The sequence below is a fragment of the Pantoea sp. SIMBA_079 genome (assembly GCF_046940275.1).
Taxonomy (GTDB): Bacteria; Pseudomonadota; Gammaproteobacteria; order Enterobacterales; family Enterobacteriaceae; genus Pantoea; species Pantoea borealis.
The window spans coordinates 1-15,343 of record NZ_JAWRYR010000011.1; the positions used below are offsets into that span (position 1 = coordinate 1).

At 50.7% G+C, this 15,343-nt stretch carries 14 protein-coding genes and 4 pseudogenes; 9 read left to right on the forward strand and 9 right to left on the reverse strand.

Features of this window, described 5'->3' with window-relative positions; translation table 11 throughout:
• Together SB719_RS14205 and SB719_RS14210 are read right to left on the reverse strand one after the other, a co-directional pair.
• A pseudogene (locus SB719_RS14205) lies at positions 1-608 on the reverse strand (transposase); the annotation flags it as partial.
• A gap of 116 nt (positions 609-724) precedes the next feature.
• Positions 725-1,419: pseudogene (locus SB719_RS14210) on the reverse strand (IS1 family transposase).
• 318 nt (positions 1,420-1,737) lie between these two features.
• On the opposite strand from SB719_RS14210, the gene SB719_RS14215 reads away from it, so the two are divergent.
• Together SB719_RS14215 and SB719_RS14220 are read left to right on the forward strand one after the other, a co-directional pair.
• Positions 1,738-3,033, forward strand: coding sequence for an MFS transporter (locus tag SB719_RS14215; protein ID WP_412159319.1), 1,296 nt, complete (start codon positions 1,738-1,740; stop codon positions 3,031-3,033).
• Positions 3,034-3,080: 47 nt separating this feature from the next.
• Positions 3,081-3,845: a substrate-binding domain-containing protein gene (locus SB719_RS14220; protein ID WP_370512315.1), complete on the forward strand. Its 765-nt coding sequence runs from the start codon at positions 3,081-3,083 to the stop codon at positions 3,843-3,845.
• Here the strand turns inward: SB719_RS14220 and SB719_RS14225 are convergent.
• Positions 3,820-4,719 carry a LysR family transcriptional regulator gene (locus SB719_RS14225; RefSeq protein WP_094111216.1) on the reverse strand — a complete coding sequence of 300 codons (900 nt, stop codon included), beginning with the start codon at positions 4,717-4,719 and terminating at the stop codon, positions 3,820-3,822. The genes SB719_RS14220 and SB719_RS14225 overlap by 26 nt on opposite strands.
• Before the next feature lie 248 nt (positions 4,720-4,967).
• Here SB719_RS14225 and SB719_RS14230 point away from each other — a divergent pair, with 248 nt between their 5' ends.
• Positions 4,968-6,419 (forward strand): sugar porter family MFS transporter, encoded by a 1,452-nt coding sequence (locus SB719_RS14230; protein ID WP_412159320.1) that lies wholly within the window; start codon positions 4,968-4,970, stop codon positions 6,417-6,419.
• A 4-nt stretch (positions 6,420-6,423) separates the two neighbouring features.
• Here SB719_RS14230 and SB719_RS14235 read toward each other — a convergent pair whose 3' ends face one another.
• Entirely contained in the window at positions 6,424-6,594 is a 171-nt protein-coding gene (locus SB719_RS14235) for a DUF2256 domain-containing protein (protein WP_071882943.1), read from the reverse strand.
• Positions 6,595-6,857: 263 nt separating this feature from the next.
• Here SB719_RS14235 and SB719_RS14240 point away from each other — a divergent pair.
• Positions 6,858-7,010: pseudogene (locus SB719_RS14240) on the forward strand (Rpn family recombination-promoting nuclease/putative transposase); the annotation flags it as partial.
• 107 nt (positions 7,011-7,117) lie between these two features.
• On the forward strand, positions 7,118-7,303 hold the full coding sequence (locus SB719_RS14245) for a hypothetical protein (RefSeq protein ID WP_065647935.1): 186 nt from the start codon (positions 7,118-7,120) through the stop codon (positions 7,301-7,303).
• A 765-nt stretch (positions 7,304-8,068) separates the two neighbouring features.
• On the opposite strand, the gene SB719_RS14250 is transcribed toward SB719_RS14245, so the two are convergent.
• Positions 8,069-9,301, reverse strand: a complete 1,233-nt coding sequence (locus SB719_RS14250) for a cytochrome c (protein ID WP_412159358.1) — start codon at positions 9,299-9,301, stop codon at positions 8,069-8,071.
• A gap of 96 nt (positions 9,302-9,397) precedes the next feature.
• A pseudogene (locus tag SB719_RS14255) lies at positions 9,398-10,042 on the reverse strand (GMC oxidoreductase); the annotation flags it as partial.
• On the opposite strand from SB719_RS14255, the gene SB719_RS14260 reads away from it, so the two are divergent.
• Both SB719_RS14260 and SB719_RS14265 read left to right on the forward strand, forming a co-directional pair.
• Positions 10,034-10,543: a DNA-binding protein gene (locus tag SB719_RS14260; protein ID WP_412159359.1), complete on the forward strand. Its 510-nt coding sequence runs from the start codon at positions 10,034-10,036 to the stop codon at positions 10,541-10,543. The pseudogene SB719_RS14255 and the gene SB719_RS14260 overlap by 9 nt on opposite strands.
• Before the next feature lie 32 nt (positions 10,544-10,575).
• Positions 10,576-10,716 (forward strand): hypothetical protein, encoded by a 141-nt coding sequence (locus SB719_RS14265; protein WP_167350660.1) that lies wholly within the window; start codon positions 10,576-10,578, stop codon positions 10,714-10,716.
• 510 nt (positions 10,717-11,226) lie between these two features.
• Here the strand turns inward: SB719_RS14265 and SB719_RS14270 are convergent.
• Entirely contained in the window at positions 11,227-11,730 is a 504-nt protein-coding gene (locus SB719_RS14270) for a cytochrome b (protein ID WP_065647931.1), read from the reverse strand.
• A gap of 1,151 nt (positions 11,731-12,881) precedes the next feature.
• Here SB719_RS14270 and SB719_RS14275 point away from each other — a divergent pair.
• Both SB719_RS14275 and SB719_RS14280 read left to right on the forward strand, forming a co-directional pair.
• Entirely contained in the window at positions 12,882-13,157 is a 276-nt protein-coding gene (locus SB719_RS14275) for an IS1-like element transposase (RefSeq protein ID WP_001317300.1), read from the forward strand.
• A gap of 30 nt (positions 13,158-13,187) precedes the next feature.
• Complete coding sequence (locus tag SB719_RS14280) at positions 13,188-13,580, forward strand: IS1 family transposase (protein ID WP_412159321.1); 393 nt, start codon at positions 13,188-13,190, stop codon at positions 13,578-13,580.
• A 10-nt stretch (positions 13,581-13,590) separates the two neighbouring features.
• Here the strand turns inward: SB719_RS14280 and SB719_RS14285 are convergent, their stop codons facing one another.
• Together SB719_RS14285 and SB719_RS14290 are read right to left on the reverse strand one after the other, a co-directional pair.
• Positions 13,591-13,827, reverse strand: a complete 237-nt coding sequence (locus SB719_RS14285; protein ID WP_065647930.1) for a ParA family protein — start codon at positions 13,825-13,827, stop codon at positions 13,591-13,593.
• 303 nt (positions 13,828-14,130) lie between these two features.
• The gene (locus tag SB719_RS14290; protein ID WP_139074163.1) at positions 14,131-15,201 is read right to left on the reverse strand and encodes a hypothetical protein; all 1,071 of its coding nucleotides are present in this window, start codon (positions 15,199-15,201) and stop codon (positions 14,131-14,133) included.
• Between the last annotated feature and the right edge of the window lie 142 nt (positions 15,202-15,343).

Consider the following 15,343-nt stretch of genomic DNA (forward strand, 5'->3'; position numbering starts at 1 on the left):
CTCATGCCCCCCACGCTTATACCGGTGAGTCGGCTGCTGACAACTGACCAGCCCCAGCTCTTTCATGAGTCTGCCAGCGAGCCAGCGCCCCATCTGGTAGCCTCTCTGGGTTGCCATTGTGGCGATGCTCCTTGCTCCGGCTGAACCGTGGCTGATGTTATGCAGCTCCAGCACCTGGCTTCGTAATACAGCCCGCATGCCGTCTGGTTTTTCAGGACGGTTTTGCCAGTATTTATAGCTGCTGCGATGAACCCCGAACACGTGGCAGCGAGAGGCCACTGGATAACGCGCCCTGAGTTTCCCGATTAACGAGAACTGTTCAGGGAGTCTGACATCAAGAGCGCGGTAGCCTTTTTTAGAATATCGTTTTCCATTTCAATACGTTGTAGCTTTTTCTTCAGCTCACGTATTTCGATTTGTTCTGGTGTTATCGGAGAGGCTTTTGGTGTTTTGCCCTGACGCTCTTCACGCAGTTGCTTGACCCATTTTGTCATCGTGGAAAGACCGACATCCATAGCCTTAGCGGCATCAGAGACGGTGTAGTTTTGATCGACAACCAGCTGAGCGGATTCGCGTTTGAATTCAGGACTAAAATTTCTTCGTTTCATTGGTGCACCTATATTGTTCTGAGGTGAGCATATCACCTCTGTTCAGGTGGCCAAATTCAGTAAACCACTTCAGTATACAGTTATCAATGCCATAACTTACGGGTAATGACTCCAACTTACTGATAATGTTTTATGTTCAGATAATGCCCGATAACTTTGTCATGCAACTCCTCCGATTTTGAGAATGACAGTGACTTCCTGCTCAGCCTTGCCAGATGCTGCCTCAGATTCAGGTTATGCTGCTCAATTCGCTGCGTATATTGCTTGCTTATAACGTGCAGCTTTCCCTTAAGGCGTGATTCATACAGCGGCTAGCCGTCCGTCATCCATATCACCACGTCAAAGGCCGACGGTAGGTTCATAAGACGTTCCAGCATGGCCATAGTGCGTTCTCCGAATACACGGGCCACAACTGTCCTGCGTATCCTGTCATACGTGTAAAACAGCCAGCGCTGGCGTGATTTCGCACTGACCTAGCCCCACTGTTCATCCATTTCAGCGCAGACAATGACGTCACCCCCGGTTGTATACCCGAGGTTACTGACTGTGGCCCGAGTTTTTCAAATGGCGGAAAATGGTGTTGAGGCCCACGTCCATAATGCGCTGAGGGCCGGCATCCGACGCCATTCATGACCATATCAATAATCTTCTGGTGTGTACCGAGCTGAGAAGCGGTGTAACTAAACTGCAGTTACCATGTTTTACAGCAGTGAGAGCAGAGATAGCGCTGATGTCCGGCAGTGCTTATACCGTTACGCACCACACCTTCAGTAGCTGAACGGGAGGGACAACTGATGGCAAGAGAAGCCACTGGAGCAATTCAAAAAACACCATCGTGCACTAAATCAGTAAGTTGGTAGCATTACCAGCTTTTGAGTGTAAAAGTTTGGACTTTAGGCTTGAAGCTGGTCACAAAGCTGATGTATCTCCTTTCAGCCTGAATATTCCTGACATGATGCTTACAAATATTTAACAACCTAATATATAAAATGATTTTCAGCTTCGGGTCTGTATTAATGCATGTAACGCATCAGTGCATGAGTTTATTGCGCTTATTAACTCTATTTTTCTGATCCAGTCTTTCGTGACAGGCGCAACGATAAAGCGCCCATGACAATTGGAGATTCTGATGCATTCCTTTACCTCACCCATGACCACCCGTTCGCTTATCAGTGCCATACTGCGCGTGACATCCGGTAACTTTCTGGAGCAGTTCGATTTTTTTCTCTTTGGCTTCTACGCCACCTATATCGCCCATACCTTTTTTCCGGCCAGCAGTGAGTTTGCCTCACTGATGATGACCTTTGCCGTCTTTGGCGCCGGTTTTCTGATGCGTCCTATCGGCGCCATTGTACTTGGCGCGTACATCGACAAAGTGGGCCGTCGTAAAGGGCTTATCGTCACGCTCTCTATCATGGCGGCGGGCACATTCCTGATTGTACTGATCCCCTCTTATCAGAGTATCGGCCTCTGGGCACCCCTGCTGGTGCTGACCGGCCGTCTGCTGCAGGGTTTTTCAGCAGGCGCTGAGCTGGGCGGTGTTTCGGTCTATCTTGCTGAAATTGCCACGCCGGGACGAAAAGGGTTTTACACCAGCTGGCAGTCTGGCAGTCAGCAGGTTGCCATTATGGTTGCAGCCGCAATGGGCTTTGCCCTGAACGCTGCGCTGGAGCCGGGTGAAATCAGCAGCTGGGGCTGGCGTATCCCGTTCCTGTTTGGCTGCCTGATCGTGCCGTTTATCTTTATTCTGCGTCGCAAGCTGGAAGAGACGCAGGAGTTTACCGCGCGCCGTAAACATCTGGCGATGGGTGAGGTATTTAAAACGCTGCTGAGCAACTGGCCGGTTGTGATTGCGGGCATGCTGATGGTGGCGATGACCACTACCGCGTTCTATCTGATCACGGTTTACGCGCCCACCTTCGGCAAAAAAGTATTGATGCTCAGCGCATCAGATAGTCTGCTGGTCACGCTGCTGGTGGCCATTTCTAACTTTCTCTGGCTGCCGGTGGGCGGTGCCCTGTCTGACCGCTTTGGCCGTAAGCCAGTGCTGGTCGCGATGACGCTGCTGGCGCTGGCAACCGCTTACCCGGCGCTGACCATGCTGGCGGCGGTACCAAGCTTCTCTATGATGCTGACGGTACTGCTGTGGCTTTCCTTCATTTACGGCCTCTATAACGGCGCTATGATCCCTGCTCTGACCGAGATCATGCCAGCTGAAGTGCGCGTGGCGGGCTTTTCACTGGCTTATAGCCTGGCGACCGCGGTCTTTGGCGGCTTTACGCCGGTTATCTCCACTGCGCTGATTGAGTATACCGGTGATAAAGCGTCGCCAGGCTACTGGATGAGCTTTGCCGCAATTTGCGCGCTGCTCGCCACGCTCTATCTCTATCGTCGTCGCGCACTGACGCTGCAAACCGCACGCTAACAGGGAATGAAATAATGTATAAACCGATTCTGAGCCTTACTGCAATCATGCTCGCTTCGTTCAGCACCAACGTGCTGGCGCAGGATGTCAGCGTGATGATCTCCGGCGGCTTTAAAGCTGCACTGGAAAAACTGGCACCCGTCTATGAAAAACAGAGCGGTAACCATCTGGTAGTTATCCCCGGCCCCTCTATGGGGAAGACGCCGCAGGCTATCCCTAACCGCCTGGCACGCGGTGAACAGGCTGATGTAGTAATTATGGTCGGTGATGCGCTGACGCATCTGCAGCAGGATAAGCGCATTGCCGCCGGCACCCGCCAGGAGCTGGCAGACTCGCCGATTGGTATCGTGGTAAAGCAGGGCGATCCGCTGCCGGCGATTAAAACCGATGCTGAGCTGCGTACGACACTGCTTAGCGCAAAGTCTGTCGCCTATTCAGACAGCGCCAGCGGCCGCTATGTCAGTAATGAGCTGTTTAAAAAGCTGGGGATCGATCGGGAGATGCAGACAAAAGCGCAGATGGTGGAGCGCATTCCGGTCGCCTCGCAGGTGGCGCAGGGACGTTACGCCATTGGCTTCCAGCAGGTCAGCGAGCTGCTGCCGGTGCCGGGTGTCAGTTTTGCCGGTGAGCTGCCGGCAAATGTGCAGTACATTACCCGCTTCGCCGGCGCGGTAACGGTAAACGCGCAGCATCCCGATGAAGGTAAAGCGCTTCTGAGTTTCCTGGCCTCTCCGCAGGCGCAGAAAATTGTGACCGCAACCGGTATGCACAGCGTAACCGCGACCGCTAAGCAGGGTGATACTGTTCAGTAATGAGCTTCTCCAGCTCGGCGGCAACGTATGACTGAATACGGCCACGACGGCGAATCAGACCCACGGATCGGGTCACCACCGGATGCGTCAGCGGTATCTGCGCCAGTAAGGAGTGTCCTGAGGAGGGCATCGACATCGCCGGCACTGCCGCAATACCAATGCCCGCCTCGACCATGCCTAACAGGGTAGTGACGTGGCGCGTTTCACAGATGCTGGGCCGGGCCGGAATGATATGCGCCAGCGCCTGGTCGAGCAGGGAGCGGTTACCTGATACCTTATCCAGCCCGATATACTCCTGCTGAAAATACTCCTCCCAGCTCAGTGATGATCGGCGCGTCAGCGGGTGTTCGTGCCGGCAGGCCGCAACATACACATCCTCTTCCAGCGGTAAAAATTCAATGGCTGGCGGCAGGCTTTTCGCAAAGCAAATCCCGAAATCCGCCTGGCCGCTGCTGACCGCCTCAATAACATTGCCCACGCTACTGTCGATAATTTTGACCCGCACCCGCGGATAGCGTGCGCGAAAGCGCCGGATCACTTCAGGCATAAAGTAGTACGCAGCCGAAGGCACTGTCGCGACCGTCACCAGACCGGTGCGCTCCTGGCTTACCTGATTGATGTCAGCCAGTACCGCTTCCACGTTTGCCAGCAGCTGTTCAGATCGCTCAGCAAAGCTCTGGCCATAGAGCGTCAGCATAACGCGACGCGTTGTGCGGTCAAAAAGCCGCGTGCCGAGCGCCGCTTCCAGTTTTTCAATCCGGCGGCTCAGCGCAGATTGCGACAGGCAGATCGACTCTGCTGCCAGGCGAAAGTTGCCATATTCCACCAGCGCGCGGAACGCATAGAGGTCATTAAGATCAAAATTCACGGGCATCAGGCAGCATCCTTTCAGGCAGTGCAGGGTAAGGTATCGGCCGGCACGGGCGTACCGGAAACGGATACAGCAATATGATTGCGCCCGGCTTACAGAGGCAGACGGCATACCTTACTGGTTTAGTACCGGGGACCCGCTGCTTTTAACGAATTATGTGATTCAGATCCCATTCCGAAAATCGCTCCTATACTCATACCTTTCTTTACACAGCAACGTGCTGTGTGTGCCATTTAAACAGGGATGCAGCTATGCAAAACTCTTCTCAAGACTCGCCGGACGACGGCGGCGCGCTTAATTTCACCGTTCAGCAACGACTGTTTTTTGTGGTGCTGGTGGCCACAATGGGAGCCCTCGCATACGGCTATGACACCGGAATTATTTCCGGCGCACTGCCCTATATGACACTACCTGCCGCACAGGGCGGGCTTAACCTTACGCCTTTTACCGAAGGGCTGGTGACATCCTCCCTGACGTTTGGCTCCGCGGTAGGTGCGTTTCTCAGCGGTTACGTTTCCGATCGCTTTGGCCGCCGTATTACGCTGCGCAGTCTGGCGCTGCTGTTTGTCGCCGGCGCCTTTGGTACCACGGTAGCCCCCGATATTGAAATCATGGTGGTAATGCGGTTTATACTCGGCATTGCCGTGGGCGGCGGTTCATCGACTGTGCCGGTGTTTATCGCTGAGATCGCAGGACCCAAGCGTCGTGCGCCGCTGGTAAGCCGCAATGAGCTGATGATTGTTTCAGGCCAGCTGCTGGCTTATATCGTCAGCGCGGCGATGAGTCTGCTGCTGCACGATCCGAAAATGTGGCGCTATATGCTGGCGCTGGCAATGGTACCGGGCGTACTGCTGTTTATCGGCACTTTCTTTGTCCCGGCGTCGCCGCACTGGATGGTCGCGGAGGGCCGCCTCAGTGAAGCGATGCGCATCATGCGTAAGCTGCGCGAAAACCCGCGCGAAATTAAAGCTGAAATGAAAGAGATGCGCGAAAACGCCCGTATGGCACGACAGGGGCCCGCGGCGCGTGAACTGCTGAAAGAGAAGTGGATTGTCCGTCTGCTGCTGATGGGCTGCGGCATGGGCATTGTGCTGCAGTTTACCGGCGTCAACGCCTTTATGTACTACACGCCGATTATCCTGAAGAGTACCGGCATGGGAACCAGCGCCTCGATTGCTGCGACCATCGGCAATGGTGTAGTTTCCGTACTGGCGACGTTTGCCGGTATCAAGGCAATCAGTCACTTTGGCCGACGCAAAATGCTGATGACCGGGTTATGTATTGTGATTGCAATGCAGCTGGCGCTGGGCGCGGTGCTGGTATTTATGCCGAACAGCATGACGCAGAGCCTGCTGGCGCTCGCCTGTATTCTGGTATTTCTGTTCTTTATGCAGATGTGCATTTCACCGGTATACTGGCTGCTGATGTCAGAACTCTTTCCAATGCAGGTACGCGGCGTACTGACCGGCTCGGCGGTGGCTTTTCAGTGGATCTGTAATGCGGCAGTGGCCTTTGCCTTTCCGCCTCTGCTGTCGCTAGTGGGTAACAACGCCTTCTTTATTTTTGCCGCTATCAATGTCGGATCGCTGATTTTTGTCGCGCTGGTGCTGCCGGAAACGCGTGGCAAGTCACTGGAGCAGATTGAAGCGCACATGCGGGAACGGTTTAATGACAAGCGCCAAGAAACGGCGCCTGCAAACTAACCCCTTATGACTCTGCTGCTGTCCGTGCCGCTTTCGCGGCGCGGCGGCAGCGTTCAGAGCAGTACTGTACCTCGTCCCAGTTTTTCTCCCACTTTTTGCGCCACGTCATGGGTTTGTGACACTGTTTACAGTAGCGCACAGGCAGAGCCTGTTTGTTACCTTTAAAATCTTTCACGCGTGATCTCCCTGTAGTTACCCTTTACTGCGCTGGCGGATAGTAATCCGGTATTGATGCGTAGTTATTATTGATAGTATTTATAAATAACGCTTTGATACTCTTTTATATTTGGTTGGGGCAGTCGCTAAAGAATGGCTAAAAAATATTTGTCTGACAGAGTGCGCCGTCAATTTGAGAAATATATAAGGCTTCAGGAAGTCTGCTTTGATTCAAGCCTCGTTAATATCATAGAAGCTCAGGGAAAATGCTCAGGTGACGCAATGAAGAACAACAACACGCCTGCGCCGCATAATGCGGTCTTCAAAACATTTCTCTCTCACCAGCAGACTGCGCGGGACTTTATGAAGCTACATCTGCCGCCTGCGCTGTTCGCGATTTACGACCCCTCGACGCTCAGGCTGGAGTCCGGCAGTGATGCACGCACTGGTAATATATATGCTCCAGGCGGGTGCCCCCCCCCGATGCAGGCGGCTTTATCCGCTAACTGGCGCAGCGGGTACCACAACATGCAGATGAACTGATGACGATTGCACAGCAGCTTGAGCAGAGAGGCCGTCAGGAAGGTCGTCTGGAGGAACGAGAAGAAGGTTTACGGGAGGGCGTGCAGGAAGACAGCCTCGAGATCGCCCACAATCTGTTAAAGAATGGTATGAATATTCAGTCTGTTATGAGTGCAACTGGTCTGACTGATGAGATGAAGAGCTGAAGCAGTCTTGTCACTAAATAGCTGGAAATGGTCAAAATTAGCCAAAGTGATTTAATATAAAAAACACCACCCAGTTCGTATAATGCTATTTATGTTAAATAATGGGGTTCATCCCTAACGTTGCAATGTCTTCAAACGTACTGCTGGCCCATCAGGCTCAACCTGCCAGTTGCTCACTGTCCTGCTTGTCGTTGATGCCTGTTTGTTAATTTCGATAGCTTCTTGTGGTTAGCTGCTTTTGGCCAGTAAAAATCATTACACACTCTCATTGATAACTTCACTGTGTAGGTATGCACCCAATAAAATGCTTTGAAGCGCCTAGTCAGGGCTGCATCGTTATGTATGAGTATTTCATTTCTGTGTCTCAGATATCCACTATAGGCAGCAAAATCCGTTTTAACGATAAGCTGAAAACAGCCTTTGCTGCGCTGTTATTAACTAACACAATGTTTTATATATTTTTTATCAGTGTACTCATAAGATCTACAAGGCTTACTAACGGCGGTCTTCCCTCCATAGTGGTTACCTGTCACCTACAGTGGTTAAAGCGGGTTTTCAGTGTAGTGACCGTCAGCTGCGGCCTGTCCGAAAGTCTGTTGCGTAATTGTGAAAGCAGTAACTCCGCAACAGTGTAAGGCATACTTGAAGCAGATTTGTACCTTGCAATGTCATATTTACACCTTCATGTCTCGGTCTGTACAGAAAGCTTCCACCTGAAAATGTATAAAAAACCTCCGCTTCAGCGATGAAGCAGAGGCCCAGGATTTAGCGTTTAGCGGCGCGCTTTTTTCTGAGCCAGAACAGGCCCAGAATCAGTACCCCACCTGCCGCCGCCATGCCGACACGGGCAATCACCATCAGCGGCGACGTGTCTCCGCCCTTGCGCAGCGCCTGAACGCGCGCCGCGCTGATCGTTACCTGGCTGTGCCCGATATCCTGCATCACATAATTGGTGACCGCGGCCACCTGCCCGTCGCTTAACGAATCGACGAACCCTATCATTCCCTGCCCGTTTTCCGGCCAGACGCCCTGCAATACCGCCATTGCCACGTTATCAGCGGTGGGCTTATCCAGAACAGGATGGTGCTGCAGCGCCGGCAGGCCATTTAACCCCTGACCTGAGAGGTTATGGCATGACGCACAGTTGTCCCGATAAACCTGCTCACCCTCACTGAGACCTGCCAGAGACTGCGGCATATCATCGCCCTGCACCGGTGTCAGCGTTTTTGCAGTTGCCGGCTCGCTCACTGCCTGGGTGGCGGGAAGCAGATAGGTTGCAATCGCGTTACGATCGTCTGGTGTCATGCGTGAAAAGCTCTTATCGATTGCTTCCAGCATTGGCCCGCCAGCCGTGGCGCCGTTCGCAGCATGACCAGTCGCCAGATAATCTGCCAGCATCTTACGCGTCCAGTGGGCTTTGCCCTGCAGTGTTGCCGGGGTAATATCCGGCGCGTACCAGGTGCCAAGTGACGCACCCTGCAGATTCTTGTCCTGCTGTTCCGCCATCAGAAAGTTTCGTGGCGTATGGCAGGTACTGCAGTGGGTTAACCCCTGCACCAAGTAAGCGCCACGATTCCACGCTTGCGACTGGGTTGCATCGGGCTGGTAGACCATGTTGTCCGCAAACAACCAGTTCCAGGCAGCCATGCTGAAGCGCAGGTTAAACGGAAACGGCAGCGCGGTAGCCTCCGGGCGGATATCGACGGGCTGTACGCCATGCATGAAGTAAGCATACAGCGCTGCAACATCTTCGTCGGTCAGACGGGCATAAGCGGTATAGGGCATCGCCGGATAAAGCTGGCTGCCATCTCCACGGATGCCCTTACGCAGCGCGGCCGCAAACTGCGCTTCACTGTAATCGCCAATACCGGCGGTTTTAGACGGTGTGATATTGGTGCTGAAGATGATGCCAAGCGGACTCGCAATGGCATGACCACCGCTGAACGGCGCTTTACCCTCTTCGGTGTGACAGGCACCGCAGTCGCCTGCTATCGCCAGATATTCCCCACGTTGATTAACGTACTCTCATCCGCCGCATACAATTGTGTGCATACTGCCAGCAGCACACCCGCCGCCAGTCGCGTTCTCCAGGACTTACCCATGTTGCGTCTCCTGCAGGATTTTATCCGCGGTACGCAGCGCCAGCGCCATCGCGGTAAGCGTAACATTACAGGTTCCCACCGTTGGCATCACGCCGGTGCCGACCATAAACAGGTTTTCATGATCATGGGCGCGTCCCCACGCATCGGTCACGCTGGTCGCGGGATCGAGTCCCATAGAGAGCGTGCCGGTAATGTGCTGGCGATTGGAGAATTTGCCGCTTTTGCTGTGTTTTATACGGGTGGCGCCGAGACGGGCCGCAATGGCGTCATAGCACTCACGCGTTTTCTCTGTGCCTTTTATCACGTAGTCGTCGACATCCCAGTAGAGAGAAGGTGTAGGCAGTCCAAGCGCATCTTTGTTGGCGCTCAGCATGACGCGGTTGTTGGGATCGGGCAGCTGTTCCAGCGCATTTTTGATGCTGAGACGGCGTGCCGCACGAAAGCGGATCGCCTCCTGCAGCTTTTTGCCGAAATACCCTTCCGCCAGCACTTCTTTGGTGACAGAAGCCACCTGCGAGGCGTTGGAAATATCAATGCGGAACGGCGCATGTTCACGGCGAAAATCGCCGTCGCGGAACTGGCCGATTGAACAGGGGCTCACCGGTCCGCGTCCTGGCCAGATCTCCTCATCCACGTCAGTCTTGAGGATGCGCTTTTTACGAACGGCTGCAGCGATGCGATTATCTGTGCCTATGGCAAATCGGTTTATCTGGAGTTTGACCGCGAGGCTGAATCACTGGACATCGCCATCGCGTCTGCCGTAGATCACATTGAATCAGCCCTGATCGGCGCTATAGTCAGTTCTGTTGATTCCGCTCTTGTCGGACTCAGTGACATAGCTGCCAGTACTGAAATGTCCCGCCAGGCAATCAGCCTTTTTAAAGACGGCGCGCGTGGTAAGGGCGGCTTTCCTTCTCCGGTACAGCGCATCAAAAATCAGTTGCCGCTGTGGGACTGGGCTGATGTGGCTGAATGGCTGGCGGATAACGGACGGATTAAGGCCGGAAGTGAGTTGGCTGTTAATGCCCGTATACTCAGCAAATGGAATCTGGCGCTAAGAGCCAGCGCCTCGAAAGACTTTGCGGATATCGTTTCTCTCTCGATCGCGCTGATAGAACGTCGTCGCAGCGCCTCATAATCGGAAAGAAATAACATGAGGAAGAAAAGGTTATGCAATCAAAACAAGATACTTCTATTAAGAAAATGACCGTCGCTGAGCGTAAAGCGGAAGCCATGCGTCAGCTTAAAGAGTCTTTTGACCTTGCAGAGCGCACAGGCACTTTACGTTACCGCGAAGCAAAAGCTGGTTAATCGTTGGCCTCCTCCAAAACCCGCTAAGGCGGGTTTTTTGTCCCTGTAATTTAGTCCTATAGCCGCCCGGTCAGTAGTAATTGCCTGGCCTCACTTATAGTGTCCTCGGCCCAGTCCCGGCTAAACCCCGGCATCGCATCAAACGCGCTGGCTATATCCGCTGGTATCGCGTCGATATATTCCAGCCCTGCCCGTGATACCTCCACCAGCTCTGAGGCGGCATGACGCAGTGCCAGTAGCTCAGCGGCCATCTTCTGCGTCATGGCGTGATTAGGTAATGCTCCCAACTTACTGAAGTTGGGAGCATTACCACGTTTTGCTTCTTATTAATCTTTCAGGCGTTAATGACAGACACCGAGCCCGGCCACCCTCGGGCTGGATGTCTGAAAAACGTCTGCAGTGGTCAGCCAGAGAGTAAATGTTTAAATCTCATGCCAGACCTGACAGTTTCTTAAACATTGCCACTGCCTGCACCTGACCGAAAAGGTCCAAACAATAAGGCATTCTGCTTCAGGGGCACATATTGCGTAATATATGTTTTCCGTTAAGTTGATGCTTTAAAACAGCCAGAATATGTCCGGCGATTAGCAGTGCAAGCGTCATGCACGCGAGAACGTGTACTTGATTAAAAAACGTAATGGCACTCACGCTATGCAGGGGTTGCGGCACGTGAAACATATGGAAGACATCGATAGCATGATTCATCATCAGCACGCCCGTTATCAGCACTACACTAATATTTGCATACAAAGCCAGATGCCCCAGATGCGCAATACGCTGTTCTCCCGGCGTTAACAGACTTTCTGCCGGACTGCCATGTCTGAAGAGATACCACACTCGTAATATAAAAAACGGGATAAACAGGGTTGTCAGGGAAACGTTAAAAAAACCTATCCACTCTTTAACAGGCTGATCGGGATGACAAAACGCCACATAAAATCCGCTCAGGGTTGCCCAGATTATAATAATGGCTGAAAGCCAGTGTAAAATAATTTGCTGTGTACTGTATTTCATTTTAAAAATCCGTTCTGAATTTCAGGCTCACAAACCTCTACAGGTGCGCACGCGCCCCGGCGAAGCTTACGAGAAATAGTCGTAAAGAAATATACAATTAAAGATATGCTTTAAGCATGAACATCAGGGATAAATGGTTCCGCTTAGCGTCGGAAATCATATCCAGACACTTTTTAAATAACAGTAAGGAAATTCCTGATTATCAGCGCTTATCTGGAAACTCGCCCAAGGGCTTATTTTTCATGGCATAAATAATCAGCATTTATTTAAATGTTGAATGCAAAATATTCAGCCGCTTCGGTAATGGGTGGCCTGCTCTTTTGTTGGGATCTCGACTGTTTCACGTCCTGTCATATCTTACATCATGCCCTGAGGCGTTATGTTAAACGCACAGCGCTCGTCAATGTCCGCCCAGTGGGGGCCACTTGAAATTGAGTGCTGATTAATGAGCTTGATAAAAGCGCTCGGGCGGAGTGCGCAATACTTTCAGATAAAGCTGACCTCTGCCGTCATCACAGTTTTGATGCGCTGAAGCGATCGATCAGAGCATGACTGAGATCGGGTCCGTTGACCTGGTAATCATGCCAAGCCAACAGATTTCTCCGTGTTATACCTGAACATCTTAAGATGGAGTCAGGCATCCTGTCGTACAGAACTTATACGGTGCAGCGAACAGCTTAACCTGTGTTAACCCGCGTTTGCGGGTTTTCAGGCTGAATGAAGGATAACTGAACAGGAAGTGGCTGTAACAAACCTGGCTGACAGGAAAACACCTGAATAACGTTTCAGAACCTGCTAACCCGCGCGATTACGCATCAGTCGCTTCTCGCGCCTGTAGCCTGGCATCGAATATTCCACTTTCCGTGCCATCTATAATCACCCTTCCGCATGTCAGGCAGTGACTTCCTCTTACGGCGGGTACCACCTTTTCAGGATCGTTTATATCCATGCACACATCACGTGTACCGTATAAAAACGACTCTTTCTGACAGCCTGGACATCGCATAACTCTCTCCCTAAGTAATGTCTGTATGACAAGAATAGCTAAGGGCGTTATGAGTGTGTAACAGATTTCTCTTTTTTGCATGCGGAAACGGGTAATGCTCCCAACTTACTGATTTAGTGTATGATGGTGATTTTGAGGTGCTTGCGTGGCTTCCATTTCCATCAGATGTCCTTCCTGCTCCGCTACTGAAGGCGTGGTGCGTAACGGCAAAAGCACTGCCGGACATCAGCGCTATCTCTGCTCTCATTGCCGTAAAACATGGCAACTACAGTTCACTTACACCGCCTCTCAGCCCGGTACGCACCAGAAAATCATTGATATGGCCATGAATGGCGTCGGATGTCGCGCCAGTGCACGCATTATGGGCGTTGGCCTCAACACGGTTTTACGCCACTTAAAAAACTCAGGCCGCAGTCGGTAACCTCGCGCATACAACCGGGCAGTGATGTGATTGTCTGCGCTGAAATGGACGAACAGGGGGGGCTACGTCGGTGCTAAATCACGTCAGCGCTGGCTGTTTTACGCGTATGACAGGATACGGAGGACGGTTGTGGCGCACGTCTTCGGTGAACGCACTCTGGCCACACTGGAGCGTCTTCTGAGCCTGCTGTCGGCCTTTGAGGTCGTGGTATGGATGACGGATGGCTGGCCGCTGTACGAATCACGCCTGAAGGGAAAGCTGCACGTTATCAGCAGGCGTTACACTCAGCGCATTGAGCAACATAACCTGAATCTGAGACAACATCTGGCAAGGCTGGGACGGAAGTCACTGTCGTTCTCAAAATCGGTGGAGCTGCATGACAAGGTCATCGGGCATTATCTGAACATAAAACACTATCAGTAAGTTGGGAGCATTACCGTTTTTTCATATCCAGCAGGGTATCGCGGATATTGTCAAACTTTTGAATGGCATGAACTATCGGCTGGTGGCCTGCTTCATTACGGTCGTTAAAAAAACGAGTTCCTGTACCCTGCTTATCACCATCGATATAAAGTACATCTTCACCACGACGGGCATACTCAATAGCCAGGTTAACGGCCAGTGTGGACTTTCCACAGCCGCCCTTACCATTACCAACATGAATAATCATGTGACAACTCCGTATGATTTAAGCCTGAAATTGTCACAACCTTAGAGGCACTGACTAAGCTGGTCAATAAATTCCTTACGCAAAGTTGAAAAAATGGCCAAAAATGCCCTTTTTGGTACATTAATGATTCATTTTTAGTACCAAATAGGAACCTTTTTTAATCCTTAATGGTTCCTTTTTAGTGGTGGATTTATGCCTCTTCTTTGGATGCAATATTTATTAAGTCGTCTCTTTTATGGCTCTTAAAACGCTTTATCACATATTAACGATAACCATTTATCGCAATATATTTGGCGCAGTAATTTAGAGGTGTTTTTTATCAACCTCAGTAACTTCTTTTAAATCAACACTTCCTTTCTTAATACGAGAACTGACATCCTCTTCATATTCTTTCCGTCTGGCGTCGGTTATCTTATTTGTTTCTCCGCATTGTGCTGAGGTTATATTTTGTGCCTGTATTATTTCCAGTGGGGGAGTGGTTTTGGCTTTTTTATCTGAATCTAAATAAAATGCAAAGTCGGCATACCATAGAATTTCTCTCATAAGCACCCATCTATAATGATTGTAAATTGAGCTGCTTTTTATCAGATTAAATCCTGTATATTCATTCTGGTGCTGAACTCCCAAGCCCTTTCTTTGAGAGATATTTAATGCTTCTGATTTGGTTGAAAGGAGCCTGATTTTAGGGTTTCCACCTAGAGGGGGAAGTACACCTGTTCTGGGCGAGGGATTAAAGACCCAAGCGTCTGTAATATCATTCGCAGTCTCTTCACTATTCGTTACATGAGCTGCTAGACCTCCGCCAAGAGAGTTACCTACAACAACTGTTTTTGGACCAAAAAAACCGGCCCTTCTTTCCCTGTACTTTATAGCCTCTTTAACATATTCGCGAGCATACTTATTTTGAACCGGAAACGGTGCAAGGTTTTGGAACAGATAATCTTTAAAAAAATCATCTGAGCCTCGAAAAGCAACAATGAGTTCTTTTTCCCCAGTGAATTGGTTACTATATATAAATGATTCTGCAGCAAAACCGTTAAAAAAACCCACATTATCTTTCGAGAGCTCTTTTATTTTCTCAAGATAACTAGGGGTTATGAAGTTAAATTGCTTGTCAGAGTTATTTTTTTGCAAGGTTAGTGTAGCAGCCAGTGCATAAACGTAACCTTCTTTGGCTAAAGCCAGCTTTTTTTTAGTTTCGTAATCAATTTTCTGATAATCATCAACCATATCAAGATATCTCTGGTTGCACCACACAACCCCTTCTATTTTGCCTGCATTACTAGGAAAGGGGTTCCATGGGGAATTGATACAACCAGCTAATAACCCTACAGAAGTTACGATGCATAAGCAGAATCTTTTTCTCAGTTTCATATAACCACCACTGACTTAATGAAAATTTTTGTGTTGATGATTTAAGATGTCACTGACATAGCATTCGATATTGAGGTATTTAAGAGGAGATTAATTAAGTTAAAAGTATTGATAGTTTAGGTGAGAAGTGTTTTAGGAAATG